The sequence below is a fragment of the Brevundimonas sp. genome, assembly GCF_031082345.1.
In the GTDB taxonomy this organism is placed as follows: domain Bacteria; phylum Pseudomonadota; class Alphaproteobacteria; order Caulobacterales; family Caulobacteraceae; genus Brevundimonas.
Window position 1 is genome coordinate 1 of record NZ_JAVHLH010000007.1, and the last position, 15842, is coordinate 15842.

The 15842-nt window shown below is 69.7% G+C and carries 17 protein-coding genes; 6 read left to right on the forward strand and 11 right to left on the reverse strand.

Annotated elements, in window-relative coordinates; genetic code table 11:
• The 4 genes from rpsT to mutM all read right to left on the reverse strand — a co-directional run.
• Window positions 1-261: 30S ribosomal protein S20 (gene rpsT, locus RDU12_RS00965; RefSeq protein WP_308683968.1), on the reverse strand; the 261-nt coding region annotated here is incomplete at its 3' end.
• Window positions 262-427: 166 nt separating this feature from the next.
• Window positions 428-1216: an enoyl-CoA hydratase-related protein gene (locus tag RDU12_RS00970; RefSeq protein ID WP_300289635.1), complete on the reverse strand. Its 789-nt coding sequence runs from the start codon at window positions 1214-1216 to the stop codon at window positions 428-430.
• 37 nt (window positions 1217-1253) lie between these two features.
• Entirely contained in the window at window positions 1254-1796 is a 543-nt protein-coding gene (locus RDU12_RS00975) for a DUF1697 domain-containing protein (protein WP_300289636.1), read from the reverse strand.
• A gap of 4 nt (window positions 1797-1800) precedes the next feature.
• Window positions 1801-2664 carry a bifunctional DNA-formamidopyrimidine glycosylase/DNA-(apurinic or apyrimidinic site) lyase gene (gene mutM / locus RDU12_RS00980; protein WP_300289637.1) on the reverse strand — a complete coding sequence of 288 codons (864 nt, stop codon included), beginning with the start codon at window positions 2662-2664 and terminating at the stop codon, window positions 1801-1803.
• 134 nt (window positions 2665-2798) lie between these two features.
• On the opposite strand from mutM, the gene RDU12_RS00985 reads away from it, so the two are divergent.
• The 3 genes from RDU12_RS00985 (at window position 2799) to RDU12_RS00995 (ending at window position 7684) form a co-directional block, all read left to right on the forward strand.
• Window positions 2799-4856 (forward strand): OPT family oligopeptide transporter, encoded by a 2058-nt coding sequence (locus tag RDU12_RS00985; RefSeq protein ID WP_300289638.1) that lies wholly within the window; start codon window positions 2799-2801, stop codon window positions 4854-4856.
• A 174-nt stretch (window positions 4857-5030) separates the two neighbouring features.
• On the forward strand, window positions 5031-6860 hold the full coding sequence (gene typA / locus RDU12_RS00990) for a translational GTPase TypA (RefSeq protein ID WP_300289639.1): 1830 nt from the start codon (window positions 5031-5033) through the stop codon (window positions 6858-6860).
• 140 nt (window positions 6861-7000) lie between these two features.
• Window positions 7001-7684 (forward strand): hypothetical protein, encoded by a 684-nt coding sequence (locus RDU12_RS00995; RefSeq protein ID WP_308683969.1) that lies wholly within the window; start codon window positions 7001-7003, stop codon window positions 7682-7684.
• 73 nt (window positions 7685-7757) lie between these two features.
• On the opposite strand, the gene RDU12_RS01000 is transcribed toward RDU12_RS00995, so the two are convergent.
• A complete protein-coding gene (locus tag RDU12_RS01000; RefSeq protein ID WP_300293432.1) occupies window positions 7758-8015 on the reverse strand; it encodes a GlsB/YeaQ/YmgE family stress response membrane protein in 258 nt (85 codons plus the stop codon).
• Window positions 8016-8189: 174 nt separating this feature from the next.
• Here RDU12_RS01000 and RDU12_RS01005 point away from each other — a divergent pair, with 174 nt between their 5' ends.
• Together RDU12_RS01005 and hisN are read left to right on the forward strand one after the other, a co-directional pair.
• Window positions 8190-8576: a helix-turn-helix domain-containing protein gene (locus tag RDU12_RS01005; protein WP_183253981.1), complete on the forward strand. Its 387-nt coding sequence runs from the start codon at window positions 8190-8192 to the stop codon at window positions 8574-8576.
• 55 nt (window positions 8577-8631) lie between these two features.
• Window positions 8632-9417: a histidinol-phosphatase gene (gene hisN, locus RDU12_RS01010; RefSeq protein ID WP_308683970.1), complete on the forward strand. Its 786-nt coding sequence runs from the start codon at window positions 8632-8634 to the stop codon at window positions 9415-9417.
• On the opposite strand, the gene RDU12_RS01015 is transcribed toward hisN, so the two are convergent.
• From RDU12_RS01015 to RDU12_RS01025, 3 genes are all read right to left on the reverse strand, one after another.
• Window positions 9414-10454 (reverse strand): alpha/beta fold hydrolase, encoded by a 1041-nt coding sequence (locus RDU12_RS01015; protein WP_300292141.1) that lies wholly within the window; start codon window positions 10452-10454, stop codon window positions 9414-9416. The genes hisN and RDU12_RS01015 overlap by 4 nt on opposite strands.
• Entirely contained in the window at window positions 10451-11353 is a 903-nt protein-coding gene (locus RDU12_RS01020; RefSeq protein WP_300292138.1) for a class I SAM-dependent methyltransferase, read from the reverse strand. The genes RDU12_RS01015 and RDU12_RS01020 overlap by 4 nt, the downstream gene beginning before the upstream one ends.
• A 104-nt stretch (window positions 11354-11457) precedes the next feature.
• Entirely contained in the window at window positions 11458-12285 is an 828-nt protein-coding gene (locus RDU12_RS01025) for a class I SAM-dependent methyltransferase (protein ID WP_300292136.1), read from the reverse strand.
• A 284-nt stretch (window positions 12286-12569) separates the two neighbouring features.
• On the opposite strand from RDU12_RS01025, the gene RDU12_RS01030 reads away from it, so the two are divergent.
• Window positions 12570-13037, forward strand: coding sequence for an Hsp20 family protein (locus RDU12_RS01030; RefSeq protein ID WP_300292133.1), 468 nt, complete (start codon window positions 12570-12572; stop codon window positions 13035-13037).
• A gap of 60 nt (window positions 13038-13097) precedes the next feature.
• Here RDU12_RS01030 and RDU12_RS01035 read toward each other — a convergent pair whose 3' ends face one another.
• The 3 genes from RDU12_RS01035 to gpmA form a co-directional block, all read right to left on the reverse strand.
• A complete protein-coding gene (locus RDU12_RS01035; RefSeq protein WP_308683971.1) occupies window positions 13098-14369 on the reverse strand; it encodes a pentapeptide repeat-containing protein in 1272 nt (423 codons plus the stop codon).
• A gap of 63 nt (window positions 14370-14432) precedes the next feature.
• On the reverse strand, window positions 14433-15071 hold the full coding sequence (locus RDU12_RS01040; RefSeq protein ID WP_308683972.1) for a bifunctional diaminohydroxyphosphoribosylaminopyrimidine deaminase/5-amino-6-(5-phosphoribosylamino)uracil reductase RibD: 639 nt from the start codon (window positions 15069-15071) through the stop codon (window positions 14433-14435).
• A gap of 2 nt (window positions 15072-15073) precedes the next feature.
• Complete coding sequence (gene gpmA, locus RDU12_RS01045) at window positions 15074-15793, reverse strand: 2,3-diphosphoglycerate-dependent phosphoglycerate mutase (protein ID WP_300292884.1); 720 nt, start codon at window positions 15791-15793, stop codon at window positions 15074-15076.
• Between the last annotated feature and the right edge of the window lie 49 nt (window positions 15794-15842).

A 15842-nucleotide genomic window follows, 5' to 3' on the forward strand; every position in this document is an offset into this window, starting at 1 on the left:
CGACATTTTCTTCAGTTGGGCCGCTAGGCGGGACACCTTGCGCGAGCCCGTGTTCTTGTGAACGACGCCCTTGGTGACGGCGCGCATCAGTTCGGATTGCGCCTCGATGAAGGCCGCCTTGGCGGCGCCGGCGTCGCCGCCCGTCACGGCTTCCTGGAACTTGCGCAGGAAGGAGCGGACGCGCGTGCGGCGCGACTTGTTCACTTCGGTGCGGGCCGCGATCTTGCGGATCGCTTTCTTGGCGCCGGGGTTGTTGGCCATCAGTCAAACCTTCGAACGGAAAACGCCGCGGAGCACACGTCCACGGCGCGAAAATCTCAAGAGCGCGCGGCTATAGCGGAAAGGGCCCATCGCGGCAAGCCGCTCCGGACTCCTTTTGGCCTACCGCCTTTCGGGCTGCTTGAGGCCGGGGCGATCAAGGCGAGTCTCAGCGCCCCGTGAACACCGGCTTCCGCTTTTCGACGAAGGCCGCCATGCCCTCCTTCTGGTCCTCGAAGGCGAACAGGGAGTGGAACAGGCGGCGCTCGAACTGGACGCCCTGGGTCAGGGTCGTCTCGAGGGCGGCGTTGACCATCTCCTTGTTGGCCATGACGGCCAGCGGGCTCTGGGAGGCGATCTTCGCGGCGATCTTGCGGACCTCGTCCAGCAGGGTCTCGTGCGGGACGACGCGGGCGGCGAGGCCGGCGCGTTCGGCCTCGGCGGCGTCCATCATCCGGGCGGTCAGCACCATGTCCATGGCCTTCGACTTGCCGACCAGCCGGGTCAGGCGCTGCGAGCCGCCGATGCCGGGAGCGACGCCGAGGTTGATCTCGGGCTGGCCGAATTTCGCCTTCTCACTGGCGACGATGAAGTCGCACAGCATGGCCAGTTCGCAGCCGCCGCCCAGGGCGAAGCCGTTGACCGCGGCGATGATCGGCTTGCGGAAGCGGGTGATGCGGTCGTGGCCGAGCGAAAAGAAATTGGCCTTGTACATGTCGGCGTAGGACTGGTCCGACATCTCCTTGATGTCGGCGCCGGCGGCGAAGGCCTTGTCGCCCGAGCCGGTCAGGATCAGGCAGCGCACGCTGTCATCGTGCTCGACCGCGTCGAGGAAGTCCGACAGGTCCCTGAACAGGGCCGAGTTCAGCGCGTTCAGCGCCTCGGGGCGGTTCAGGGTCACCACCGCATAGCCGTCGGCGTGGCGCTCGATGAGCAGGGTGGAATAGCTGTCGGTCATGGGTTGCTCCTCGTCTGCGGACTGCATACCGATCCCGTCACGGCGGCGAAAGGCCGACCATCTCGCCGAGCTTCAGCACCGTGTTCCAGTTGCGGCCCGTGCCCATGCCCAGCAGGCGCGGCGTGGCCTTCTTGAAGACGCCCGACTGGCCCTGGCCCTCGGGAAACCAGAAATAGAGCACGTCGCCGACCGCCTCGACCCGCTCACCGCCCGCGGCGAGGTCGCGGCAGGCGTCCAGCGCGCCGTCTCTGATCCCGTCCTTCATGACCATGGCCAGAACCCTGGACGGGTGGGCGGCCGCTTCGTCCGGGAAGGGGTTGGCGGCGACCAGCCTTGCCCACTGTTCCGGCGTGCGGACCATGGCGGCGATCCCGAGGCCGAAGCGGCGCTCCATCTCCGCCTCGATCTCGCGTTCGAGCGCGGCGGTCGCCTTGTCGCTCTCAACCACGAGATTGCCGCTGGCCAGAAGCGTGCGGGGATTCTTCAGCCCCATCGCCTCGGCCATGGCGCGCTGATCGGCCACGGGGGCGCGCACGCCGCCGGTGTTCATGCCGCGAAACAGGATGATGCGGTGGGTCATGGCGTCAGCGTTTCTGGCAGGCGGGACAGAAGAAGGTCGAGCGCCCGCCCTGGACGACGCGTCTGACCACGCCCGTGCAGCCCTCGCCGGCGCAGGGTTTTCCCTCCCGGCCGTAGACGTCGAAGCGGTGCTGGAAATAGCCCTGCCCGCCCTCCGCATTGGCGAAGTCGCGCAGGGTCGAGCCGCCCGCCGCGATGGCGTCGTTGAGGACGTCGCGGACGACGGCGGCGAGCGTCTCCAGACGGGGCCTCGACACCTTGCCGGCGGCGACGAGCGGCGAGATGCAGGCGCGGTACAGGGCCTCGCAGACATAGATGTTGCCGAGGCCGGCGACGATGCGCTGGTCCAGCAGACTGACCTTGATCGACTGCTTCTTCCCCGCGAAGGCCTCGGCCAGGTGAGCGCCGGAAAAGCCGTTGCCGAGCGGTTCGGGACCCAGGGCGGCGAACCATGGATGCGCCTCGATCTCCGCCGAGGGGATCAGGCCCATGAAGCCGAAGCGGCGGGCGTCGGCGAAACCGAGGCGCGTCGTCGAGGATCCGCGAACCGCGCACAGGCTGACGTGTTCGTGCTTGCCGGCGATGGGCGCCGCCTCCTCGAACTCGCCCAGTTGTTCGCCGTCGAGGGTGAAGCGGCCGGTCATTCCGAGATGGGTCACCCAGGTCTCGCCGGTCGACAGCGGCATGAGCAGGTATTTGGCGCGGCGGTCGATGCGCTGGACCGTCGCCCCCTCGAGCCGTTCCGTGAACCGTTCGGGGAAGGGGAAGCGCAGGTCGGGCCGGTTCTGGCGAACCCGGCCGAGGCGCGCGCCCTCGAGGACCGGCTGCAGGCCGCGGCGGACGGTCTCGACCTCGGGAAGTTCGGGCATGGCGAAGCGATAGCCGCTGTGGATCGGGGCGGAAAGGTCCCGTCGGCGCGGCTGCCGGTTCGTCCGTCAACAGGACGATTGCCCGGCGCGCGGTTCTCGGCTTACCTCCGTCGCAACAAGGGAGAGGGCCTCACGTGACCGACACTGCCGCAAAGGCGCCGCCGACGACCGGCAAGCGCATCGAACTGACGCTGCGCGCCCTGGTGCTGGGCTGTCTGCTGGCGGTCGTGTTCACCGCCGCCAACACCTATCTCGGCCTCAAGGTCGGCCTGACCTTCGCCTCGGCCATTCCGGCGGCGGTCATCTCCATGGCCATCCTGCGGATGTTCAAGGACTCGACCATCTGGGAGAATATGACGGTCCAGACCGTCGCCTCGGTCGGCGGGGCGATGAGTTCGATCATCTTCGTCCTGCCCGGCCTCGTCATGGTCGGCTGGTGGCTGGAGTTCCCGTTCTGGGAGTCCGTGCTGATTTGCGTCTTCGGCGGCGTGCTGGGCGTGACCTTCTCCATTCCTCTTCGTCGCGCCCTCGTGGTCGAGGCGAACCTGCCCTATCCCGAGGGAGTCGCGGCGGCCGAGGTGCTGACCGTCGGCTCGCGGGGCGCGGAACAAACCGAAAGCGCCGTGCGCGAGAACGCGTCCGGGCTGTGGGTCGTGATCACCGGAGCGGTGGTGTCGGCGGGCTATGCCCTGCTGGTCGCCGGGCGGGTGTTCGCGGGCGAGGCGGCGCGGTTCATCAAACTGCCGGCGACGCTGGGCGGCGGGGCCACGGGCATGGGCTTCAGCATGCAGTTCGCGCTGCTGGGCGCCGGCCATCTGATCGGCCTGGCCGTCGGCCTGGCCCAGCTGTTCGGCCTGATCCTGGCCTGGGGGATTGCGGTGCCGATCCTGACCGCGCCCGACACCATCGCCTGGATGACGGCCAACGGCATTCCCTCGATCGCCGCCGGCCTGCCCGCGGGCGCTCCCGCCGAAGAGCTGGCCGGGACGGTCTGGGGCGAGGAAGTGCGCCTCATGGGCGCCGGCGTCATCGGCGTGGCCGCCATCTGGACCCTGATCAAACTGGCGGGGCCTCTGATCACCGGCCTGACCTCGGCCCTGGCCGCCAACCGCCGCCGTCAGGGCGGCGAGGTTCTGGACCGGACCGAACAGGACATTCCGATCAATATCGTCGCCGGTCTGTCGGTCGTCTGTCTGGTCGGCATCGGCGGGCTTCTGGCCTGGCTGGCCCAGGGCAATCCGACCCTGGCGGGTTCGACGGCCCTGCTGGTCGGCGGCGGACTGATCTATGTCATCTTCATCGGCTTCGCCGTGGCCGCCATCTGCGGCTATATGGCCGGCCTGATCGGATCGTCGAACAGCCCGGTGTCCGGGGTCGGCATCCTGGCCATCGTCATCGCCTCGGTGCTGATGCTGGGCGTGCTGGCGCTGGCGGGCCTGCCGGCCGACCCGTCGGTGATCGCCTTCGCCCTGATCGTGACGGCGATCGTCTTCGCCGTGGCGGTCATCGCCAACGACAACCTCCAGGACCTGAAGACCGGCCAGCTGGTCGCGGCGACTCCGTGGCGTCAACAGACGGCCCTGATCGTCGGGGTTTTCGCCGGCGCCCTCGTCATCCCGCTGATCCTGAATCTGCTGAACACGGCCTTCGGCTTCGCGGGCGGTCCGGCCGGCATTGCCGACGAACCGCTGGCCGCGCCGCAGGCGACCCTGATTTCGGCCCTCGCCCGGGGTGTCATCGGCGGCGACCTGCGCTGGGACCTGATCGGTCTGGGCGCCGTGATCGGCGTGGTCGTCATCCTGCTGGATGTCGTCCTCAGCCGTGCGACCCGGGGGAAGATGAAACTGCCGCCGCTGGCCGTGGGCATCGGCTTCTACCTGCCGGCCGCGGTCACCACCATGCTGGTGGTCGGGGCGGTCTGCGGCTGGATCTATGACAAGGCGATCAAGACCACCCGGTTCGCCGATGTCGGCCGCCGCATGGGGGTGCTGCTGGCCTCCGGCCTGATCGTCGGCGAGAGCCTGTTCCTGGTCATGACCGCGGGCGTGATCGTCGGCACCCGCAACGACGCGCCCTTCGCCATGCTGCCCGAGGGCTCGACCTGGCCGGCCATGACGGCGGGGATCGCGGTCTTCGTGGTCCTGACGCTGGCCCTGTACGCCTGGGTGAGGAGCCGGTCCGCCAGGGTCTGATCCTGCCCTCGCCCCGCCGCTTTTCCGGGGCATAACACCCTTCGTTACGCCAGTGCGTGCTCGCCGCGCACTGGCGTTTCGCCGTTCGCCCCTGTAAGAGGCGCGCGCTCCCCGCACCGTCGCCAAAATCCAGCGGCCCGCACTCGCCGGCCGCCCTGCACGTCTGATAGTCAAATGAATCTGCGCAACGTCGCCATCATCGCCCACGTCGACCACGGCAAGACCACCCTGGTGGACCAGCTTCTGGCCCAGTCGGGCGTATTCCGAGCCAATGAGGCGACGACCGAGCGCGCCATGGACTCCAACGACCAGGAGCGCGAGCGCGGCATCACCATCCTGGCCAAATGCACCTCGGTGCTGTGGAACGGCAAGGCGGGCGAGACCCGCATCAACATCATCGACACCCCCGGCCACGCCGACTTCGGCGGCGAGGTCGAGCGGATCCTCGGCATGGTGGACGGCTGCGTCCTGCTGGTCGACGCCGAGGAAGGCGTCATGCCGCAGACCAAATTCGTGCTGACCAAGGCGCTGAAGATGGGCCTGAAGCCGATCCTTTGCATCAACAAGGTCGACCGCGCCCACGCCGATCCGGACAAGGTCCATAACGCCGCCTTCGACCTGTTCGCCGCCATCGGCGCGACCGACGAGCAGCTGGACTTCCCGCACATCTACGCCTCGGGCCGGGCCGGCTGGGCGACGCTGGACCTGAACCAGCCGTCCGACAACCTGTCCCCGCTGTTCGACCTGATCGTCGACCATGTGCCGCCGCCCAAGGTCGTCGAGAACAAGGACAAGCCGTTCCAGATCCTGAACGTGCTGATCGAGAGCGATCCCTTCCTCGGCCGTCTGCTGACCGGCCGGATCGAGAGCGGCAAGGCCGTTCCGGGCATGGCCATCAAGGCCCTGTCGCGCGACGGCAAGACCATCGAACAGGGCCGCATCACCAAGGTGCTGGCCTTCCGCGGCCTGAAGCGCCAGCCGGTGGACGAGTCGGAGGCGGGCGACATCGTCGCCATCGCCGGCATGTCCAAGGCCACTGTGGCCGACACCCTGTGCGCGCTTGAAGTCACCGAGGCGCTTCCCGCGCAACCCATCGATCCCCCGACCATCTCCATGACCGTCTCGGTCAACGACAGCCCGCTGGCCGGCCGCGAAGGCGACAAGGTGCAGTCGCGCGTCATCCGCGATCGTCTGTTGAAGGAGGCCGAGGCCAATGTCGCCATCCGCGTCACCGAGACCGGCGGCAAGGACGCCTTCGAGGTCGCCGGCCGCGGCGAACTGCAGCTGGGCGTGCTGATCGAGAACATGCGCCGCGAGGGCTTCGAGCTGTCGATCAGCCGTCCGCGCGTGGTCTATCAGACCGGCGAGAACGGCGAGCGGCTGGAGCCGATCGAGGACGTCGTCATCGACGTCGACGACGAATACACCGGCGTGGTCATCGAGAAGCTGTCGGCCCGCAAGGCCGAGCTGAAGGACATGGGCCCGTCGGGCGCCGGCAAGACGCGCCTGACGCTGAAGTCGCCGTCGCGCTCGCTGATCGGCTACCAGGGCGAATTCCTGACCGACACCCGCGGCTCGGGCGTGCTGAACCGCGTGTTCAGCCACTATGAGCCGCACAAGGGCGCCATCGAGGGCCGTCTGAAGGGCGTGCTGGTCTCCAACGGCGACGGCGAGACCGCCGCCTTCGCCCTGTGGAACCTCGAGGAGCGCGGCGTCATGTTCGTCGGCGCCGGCGAGAAGACCTACCAGGGCATGATCATCGGCGAGAACGCCCGCTGGGACGACCTCGACGTCAATCCGATGAAGGCCAAGCAGCTGAACAACATCCGCGCCTCGGGCAAGGATGAGGCCGTTCGCCTGACCCCGCCCCGCCGCCCCTCGCTCGAACAGGCGATCGCCTACATCGAGGAAGACGAGCTGGTCGAGGTGACGCCGAAATCGATCCGGCTGCGCAAGCAGGTGCTGAACCCGTCGTTCCGCAAGAAGCGCGTCCGCGAGGACTGACAAACGGGCGGAATTGGAGCGGTTTCGGCCAATCCGGGCGCTGGCGGGGTCATTTCGGGGCGAGAGAAACAATCCCCGCGGGGGCGCGGTTTGCCTTGCGGTGCGAGCCGTTCCGCTCGCTTAACGCAAGGCTGACCATCATGCGAAAGACCGCGCTCCTGACCGGGGTCGCCGGCCTGTTCCTCATGACCGCTCCCGCGATCGCCCAGGACGGCACGGCCCCGCAGACTACGCCTCCCGCCACCCCGCCGGAGCAGGCGACCCAAGCCCCCACCCTCACGCTTCAGCCCGGCATGACCGTGCGCGGGAGCGACGGCGACCTCGGGGTCCTCGTCGGCGCCCGGACGAACGGCGGCAATCAGCAGCTGACGGTGCAGGGCGCCGACGGGACGGTGCGCGCCGTGCCGATCGACGGCATCCGCCAGGAGGGTGACGTCGTCGTCGTCGACTTCACCCTAGAACAGTTCGGCTCCGCCGACACGGTGACCCAGCCGGCCGTTCCCGCCACGCCGGCTGAACCCGGCGTGACTCCCGCGACCCCGGCGACCCCCGCCGTCCCGGGCGTCCGCAGCGAAGAGGAAGACGACGGCGACGTGGACGACGGCACGGAAGCCGGCGAGGGCGAAGTCCGCGGCGCCACTCCGGCCACGCCCGCCGTTCCGGCGACCCCGGCCCAGCCGGGCGTGACTCCGGCCGAACCGGCCACCCCTGCTGAGCCGGCGAGTCCGCCGGAACCGTCGCCCCCGACGCTGCCGCCCGAGTCTCCGGCCTCGCCGAAGCCGGGCGAAGGTCCGGGCGATGCTCCCGGCAAGCCGAACGGCTGATCGTCTGACGCGCAAAAGAGAGGGCGGCTCCGCGAGGAGCCGCCCTTTTTTGATTGCCTGAAGAGGCTGGCCGTCAGGCCCGCCGCTTCACCAGCCCCAGCAGGAACAGCAGGATGATCGCGCCGAGCGTGGCGACGATGATGCCGATAATCCAGCTTCCAGAGGCATCTCCCCCCAGGAGGGTATTGTACAGGAAGCCGCCGATCAGGGCGCCGACGATGCCGACGATCAGATTGGTCAGGAGACCGTGGTTCCGCCCCATGATCTGTTCAGCCAGCCAGCCGGCGATAATGCCGATGACAATCCACGCAATCCATCCAAACCCACTCATAGTCCGCTCCTTCCAGCGTTGGTCGATGGCCGTTTAATGCGCCGGAAGCTCAACGGTTGCGGCGAGCCGGAAGAACCCTGTTCACCGGTTCTCCCCTCCTGCGGGAAGGCGGCACGGCCCTTGCCCCCGGAAGGGCGAGCCGTCCCGCTTCGGGACAGGCTGGGAACAAGGGGAATTGGGGCCATGGCCACCGACATCGACCTTCACCTCGGACGCCGCCTGCGCCGCCGGCGGCGTCTGCTGGGCCTGACGCAACAGCAGCTGGCCACCCAGGTCGGCATTCGCTTCCAGCAGATCCAGAAATACGAGTGCGGCGCCAATCGCATCTCGGCCGCCCGCCTGTGGCAACTGGCCGAGGCGCTGGAATCGCCGGTCAGCTATTTCTACGACGGTCTCGAAGAGGCCATCGAGCGGCAGGAGGCGGCCAACCAGGGCGGGGAGATGTTTTCCCGCAAGGAAACGCTCGACCTGATCCAGGCCTACTACCAGCTCGGGGAACGCCCGCGCCGCCGCCTGCTCGACCTCGCCAAGTCGCTCCATGCCGAGGGCGAGGCCGCCTGACCTTGCGGCGCAATGATACGGTGACATGAGGGCGGGGCGTGAGTATCCCGCCTGCATGACCGAGTATGAAGCGTTCGCCGTCGAACTGGCCCGTGAGGCCGCCCGCGTGTCCCTGCCGTATTTCCGGCAGGCCTGCGAGGAGACGGACAAGGGCGGCGCCGCCGGCTTTGATCCGGTGACCCAGGCCGACCGCGAGGCCGAGACGGCGATCCGGCGTCTGATCGCCGACCGCTATCCCGCGCACGGCGTCATCGGCGAGGAGTACGGCGAGGATCGGCCGGACGCCGACCATGTCTGGATCCTCGACCCGATCGACGGCACGCGGGCCTTCATCGCCGGCCTGCCGCTGTGGACCAATCTGATCGCCCTCAGGACGGACGGCCGACCGACCGTCGGCGTGATCGGCCAGCCGTATCTGGACGAGATCTTCCTGGGCGGTCCGTCCGGCGCGCGCCTGCTGAGGGCCGGGGCGGAGACGCCGCTGGCGGTGCGCGCCTGCGCCCGGCTGAACGAAGCCCTGGTCGCCACCACCGATCCCGACCTGTTCAGCGGCGCCGAACTGGGCGCCTGGACCCAGGTGCGGGCCGCCGCCCGGCTCGCCCGGCTGGGCTGCGACGCCTACGCCTACGCCATGCTGGCCGCCGGCCGGATCGACCTGGTGGCCGAGAGCGCGCTGCAGGTCTGGGACTGGTCGGCGCTGGTTCCGGTGATCGAGGCGGCGGGCGGCGAGGTCACCAACTGGCGCGGCGAGGCGCCGGACGGCGGCGGCCAGATCCTGGCGGTGGGTGACGCGCGCCTGCGGGACCAGGCGCTGGTCGCGCTTCGCCGGGCGGCGATCTAGGCGGCTTCGGTGGGTTCGCGCTCGACCGGAGGGCCGGGGATGGGCGACAGATCCTCGACCGGCGAGATATAGGCGCCCATGGCGTCGAACTCGTCCAGGAAGACCGCGCGCTTCTCGTCGGTCTCCATGATGACCTCGTGCTTCGCCCCCGGGATCTCGACATAGCGGCCGCGGCCGAGTCGCCGAGCGGCCCATTTGTTGGTCTGTTTCCAGATCCGGTCGTCCTCGGCCGCCTGCACGATGGCGACGGGCACGCGGACCGACTTCAGGGCCTTGGGCTTGAGCGACCGCTCTCCGGCGTCCAGCGCCACCGCCAGCCAGCCCCAGGTGGGTCCGCCGACGGCGAGATGCGGGCAGGCGTACAGCTGCTGGCGCCACTGTTCGTAGCGGCTCTCATCCGTGGTCAGGGCGTCCTTCTCGAAGGTGTGGTCGAAGGGATCGTCCGGATTGTCGAGCACATAGTCGCCGGCCTTGCCGTGGCGCAGGTTCCAGCGGACGGCCAGCTTGACCGACCACATCGACCGCTTGCCGGTCCTGATGCGCAGCATCGGGCTGGTCAGGATCGCGCCGGAAAATCTTTCGTCGCCTGCCTGCAGCGTCATCAGGTTGAACACGCCGCCCATCGAATGGCCGACCATGATCCACGGCTTGGGCGCGCGGGCTTCATAGGCGTCCAGCAGGCGGGCGTAGTCGTCGAGGAATTCCTCGACCGCGCGGGCATGGCCCTTCAGGCGATCGGGCAACAGCCGCGCCGAAAGCCCCTGGCCGCGCCAGTCGTGGGCCAGGACGCACCAGCCCCGCGCCAGGAAGTTGCCGATCACCTCGAAATATTTCTCGATCGGCTCGGTCCGGCCCGGGCTGACGATGACGGTGCCGCGCGGCTTGCGGGTGACGAGGGTCGAGGGGGTCCAGAAGGCCGCGCGCAGGCGCAGGCCGCCGGCCCCACGGAACCACTCGCCGGTCCCGCCCGGAGGTGCGGAGGCGCCTGGAACCCCCATCAAGGGGGCGTTGGCGGCGTAGGCGGCGGCTCGGCTCACTCGGGTTTCCTGAATCTCAAGGTCATGCGGTCGCTTTCGCCGATCTCGTCGTATTTCGACCGGTCGAAGGTCGGGTCCGGCGGCGATCCGCGCGGCGCGGTCAGTCCCATCGGCGGCAAGGTCTCGACGCCGAAGGGATGATCCTTGGTATCCCTTTCATTCGCGTTGATTTCCGAAGAGGCGACGAAGGCGAAGCCGGCCTCGGCGGCCAATTGTCTGACGAACGCCTCCTGCACGTATCCGTTCGCCGCGGTCGGATCCTGATCCTTGTCCGGTCCCAGCCGGTGCTGTTCGATCCCGAGGACGCCGCCCGGCCGCAGCGCGGAATAGGCGTCGGCGAAGGCCTTCTCGGCGATGCCCGCCGCCATCCAGGCGTGGATGTTGCGCATGAACAGGACCATGTCCGCCGTGCCCGCGGGGACGACGGGCCCGGAGGTGGGGCCGAATTCGGAGAGTTCGACTTCGCCGTACAGGCGCCGGTCGTTTGTGAATCGCCTCTGGAAGGCGGCGGTGAGCTGGGTCTGGGCCGGGTCGGCGCCCGGGCCGGTCTGGAATCCCGCGGCGATATAGCGTCCGCCGCCCTCGGCCAGGTAGGGAGCCAGGATCTCCGTCCACCATCCGCTTCCGGGCCAGAACTCGACCACGGTCATGCGCGGCTGCAGGCCGAAGAAGCGCAGGGTTTCCATCGGATGGCGCCAGGCGTCCCGGGCGCGGTCCTGGGCGCGCCAGGGACCGGCGACGGACCACTCCAGCGACCCCTTGGCCGGGCCATCCGGCTGGGGCGGCGGTTCAGCGGTCTTCTCCCGGCCGCAGCCGGCCAGGGCAAGCAGGGCGGCGCCGCCGGAAAGCACGTTCCGACGCGACGTCAACGGTCGCCAGACCTCTGTTCGTTTAGCCATTCACGTCCCCCGTGAGGCGCCCGCCGCCATACGGTTCGTCCCGACGGCCAAGGCCTTAACCCTGTTCCCATGACCGGTCAAAGCCGTTGCCGCCGCCCGCTGCATCAGGCCGGCTTGCGGAACCGCAGGGTCATCCGGTCGCTCTCGCCGATGGCGTCGAAGGCGGCGCGTTCGGCGTCCGTCAGCGGGGTCGGCCGGTCGTTGGCGTTGCCCTCGCGCGGGGCGCTGGTGCGAACCGGCGGCAGGGTCCAGACGCCGTAGGGATGGTCGCGGTCATCGGCCGGATTGGCGTTCAACTCGCTGCGCGCGTCCAGATCGAAGCCAGCGGCCAGCGCGGCCCGGATGACGTAGCTTTCCGGCATATAGCCGGTCGGGGCGGTCTGGTCGGGGTTCAGGCCGTCGACGCTGCGGTGCTGCTCTACGGCCAGCACGCCGCCGGGCTTCAGCGCCTTGAAGAAGGCGGCGAGGTAGGGCTCCGTCCGGCCGGCGCGATGCCAGTTGTGGAAGGCGCGGGCGACGACGACCATGTCCGCGGTTCCGTCGGCGACCCCCATGCCCTCCAGCGGCCGGTTGACCGGAACATAGGTCCCCCCGGTGGCGGCCGCGTAGGGCTCGAGGATGTTGCGCCACCAGCCGGCCCGGCCCGGTTCGATCTCGACCACCGTCGAGCCCGGCGTCAGGCCCCAGAAGGTCAGGGTCTCGAACGGGCGGCGGTAGACGTCGCGCGCCACATCGGCGGCGGGGCGGGACGGCGAGGCCACGGCCGCCTGGAGGGCGCCGTCCTCCTGCAGCACCGGCGGGGTCATGGCCGCGCGGCGCGCGGAGCGCTGGCCCGGCGTCTCGTCAAGCGTGGGCATGGCGGGGAGGGTCTGGGCGACGGCGAGCGACGGAAGGGCGAACGCGGTGGTCAGGGCGAGGGCCAGCAGGCGCATGGAGCGTCTCCAGTGGAGGGGATGGTGGCGGAACCCTGCGGGCTTCGGACCCGCCGGGCAAGTCACGATGCCCGCCCGGCGACAGAATGAAGCGCCGAAGATGCGACCGGGCGCCCCTTGACGGCGTCTTCCGGCATCCCAAATCTCCGTTCGAGGCCGCCGATTTCGGGGTCTCCAGACCGGACGGAGCCGAGCATCGGGCCGACCGGGCTGAACTCCCACCGCCGGTCCGGGCTCAAACCGCGGGACCGGTTCAACCTTGCTGATCCTCAGGAGGATGACCCATGCGTACCTATGATTTCACCCCGCTCTACCGTTCCGCCGTCGGCTTCGACCGTCTGGCCGGTCTGCTGGAAAGCGCCGCGCGCACCAGCCAGGAAAACGGCTGGCCGCCCTACAACATCGAGACCACGGGCGAGAACGCCTACCGCATCGAGATCGCCGTCGCCGGCTTCGCGCCGGACGAGCTGAACATCGAGGTCAAGGAGAACCTGCTCACCGTCACCGGGCGCAAGACCGCCAATGACGACGGCGACGGGCGCAACTTCCTGCACCGCGGCCTGGCCGAGCGCGACTTCGAGCGCCGCTTCCAGCTGGCCGACTATGTGGTGGTGAAGGGCGCCGACCTGGTCAACGGCTTGCTGTCGATCGATCTGCAGCGCGAGCTTCCGGAGGCGCTGAAGCCCCGCCGCATCGAGATCGGCGGCGGTTCGAAGCTGATCGAAGGCAAGAAGGGCAAGGCCGCGGCGTAACGGTCGGGCCTGAATTGCAGACCCTGGAAGGGGCGGCGTTCGCGTCGCCCCTTTTTCGCGTCAGGCGGCGGCGTCGATTTCCATGCCGCGTGCGCCGGTGGTGACGGCGCCGGTCAGATCGGCCTGGCGCAGACAGGCGCCGCGCAGGGTGGCGCGGCTCAGGTCGGCGTCGGTGAGATTGGCCCGCTTCAGGTCGGCTCCCGAAAGGTCCGCGCCTTTCAGGCAGGCGCCGGTCAGGTCGGCCGGCAGCAGGCGGTCGGCGGCGATCATCAGCGGTCCGAGCTGGGCCTCGCGCAGGTCGGCGCCGTTCAGCCGCGCGCGCGCCAGCCGGGCCCCGCGCAGGTCGGCGCCCTTGAGGTTGACCGAGCGCAGGTCGGCGCCCTCGAGGTGCGCGCCCTGGAGCTGCACGCCCTCCATGTCGAGGCCGTAGAAGACCGCGCCCTTGGCCGACAGGGCCGTCAGATTGTAGCCGGTGATCGAGCGCAGCGCCCGCAGATCCACGCCGTCGAACACCGAGGGCTGCCCCGCCGCCCCGCCGGTCTCGCACCAGCGGGCGTGCTCGGCCAGCATTTCGGCGGCCGGCATGTTGTCCACGGGACTGCCGGCGGAGCGGTTGTCGGTGAGGGCGCCGGTCATGTCGGCGCCGTCGGTCCGCCACATGGCCATCTTGGCGCCGACCAGCACGGCGTCGCGGAGATCGGCGCCCGACAGGTCGGCCCCCGACAGGTCGGCGCCCGCCATGTCCGCGCCCCTGAAGCTGGCCTGCTTCAGATTGGCCCGAACCAGCTTGCAGTCCTTCATGATGGCGTCGGAGAAGTCGGCGGCGACGGCGACGATGCCGGTCAATTTGGAGCGTTCGAGGTTGGCCCCCGCGAGGCAGGCCCCCGTGGCCTGGGTGTCGTTGCGCTGCTTGGCCTCGATGACGCGGAAGCCGAGCTTGGAGTCGGCGGCGGCGATGGCGCCTTCGCGCAGGTCGGCCTCGAACAGATCGGCGCCGGTCAGGTCCGCGCCGCGCAGGCAGGCGCCGCGCAGGTCCGCCCGCCGCATGCTGGCTTCGATCAGCACGCAGTCCTGCATGTCCGCCCCGAAGAAGGTGGCGTTGTCCAGCTTGGCGCCGGTCAGGTCCGCGCCGATCAGGTTGGCGGCGGCGAAGTCCGCGTCGGCCAGGTTGCGGCCGGCCAGCGACAGACCCGAGAGGTCGAGCCAGGCGAACACCGCACGGGCGCCGCCGGGCTTGGCCTGCCACAGCCGGTCGTGCCGGGCGCAGATGGCGTCCAGCTCCTGCTGGTCGATGCGCCTTCTGGCGGCGGTGGAGGCGGCGTTTCGCGACATGGTCCCGCTATGGCACAACAGCGCTTAAGGAAGACTGAAATGTTTACCCTGTTCGGAGGCCGGTCAGGGGGTCAGAAGACCTTGCTCCGCAAGGGCGTCGGCCAGTTCTCCGGGGCTGACCCAGACGCGGGTGTAGCCGGCCTCGCCGAGGCGCTTCAGCTCGGTGGTCAGGTCGGCCTTGGGGGAGGCGGCGAAGCGGGCGTCGAAGCCCTCGCCCGTCTCGCAGATCCGGACCATCGGCCGGCCCGTCTCGACCCGATGCAGATAGCCCTCGTACAGGACCGCCGCCTCGGGGGCGAGCAGGCCGGTCTCGACCTGCAGCCCGGCCTTGCGCAGCCGTTCGACGCCGCGGCCGGAGGCGAAGGGCGAGGGGTCGACGGCGGCGACCACGACCCGGGCGATCCCGGCGTCCATCAGGAAGTTCGAACAGGAGGTGCGGCCCGAGGACCGGGCCCCGCACGGCTCCATGGTGACATAGGCGGTCGCGCCCCTGGCCCGGTCGCCGGCGGCGGGAACGGCCTGTTCCTCGGCGTGGGGCCGGCCGCCCGGGGCCGTGGCGGCCTCGGCGACGATCTCGCCGTCGCGGACGATGACGCAGGCGACCGCGGGGTTCGGCCAGGTCTGGCCCATCTGCGCCCGGGCCAGGGCGATGGCCCGGCCCATGAAGCGGATGTCGTCGGAGGCCTGCTGCGCGTCGGTCATGTTCAGGCTTTCGGCAGGGGCGGCAGTTCGGCCGCCCGGGCCTCGTCGAGGTAGCGCGCCGCGGTCGGCTTCAGATCGCCGTCCAGCGTAATGTCCAGCGGATTGCCGGTCGGGATCTCGACGCCGACGATCTGGTCGTCGGGCACGGCGAACAGGTGTTTGACGATGGCGCGCAGCGAGTTGCCGTGGGCCGTGATCAGCACGTCCTCTCCGGCCTGGAGGCGCGGCGCGACGGCCTCGTTCCAGTAGGGCAGCACCCGCTCCAGGGTGATCTTGAGGCTTTCGGTGTCGGGGATGGGCTGGCCGGCGTAGCGGGGGTCGGAGGCGAAATCGAACTCGCCGCCGGCGGGCAGGGGCGGAGGCGGCACGTCGTAGCTGCGGCGCCAGATCTTCACCTGGTCCTCGCCGTGCTTCGCGGCGGTCTCGGCCTTGTCGAGCCCGGTCAGGCCGCCGTAGTGGCGCTCGTTCAGACGCCAGTCCTCGACCACCGGCACGTCCTTCAGCCCGGCCGTGTCCAGCGCCAGGGCGCCGGTGCGCTTCGCCCGCTTGAGGACCGAGGTGAACATCACGTCCGGGGTGAAGCCGGCCCCGGCGATCAGCTCGCCGCCGCGCCGCGCCTGGGCCTCGCCCTCGGCGGTCAGGTCGACGTCGACCCAGCCGGTGAAGCGGTTCTCGAGGTTCCACTGGCTCTGGCCGTGGCGCAGCAGGATCAGGCGGGGCATTCAGGTCTCCGATGACGTCGATCCGGGGGTAGGCCGGGGGTCCGGAAGG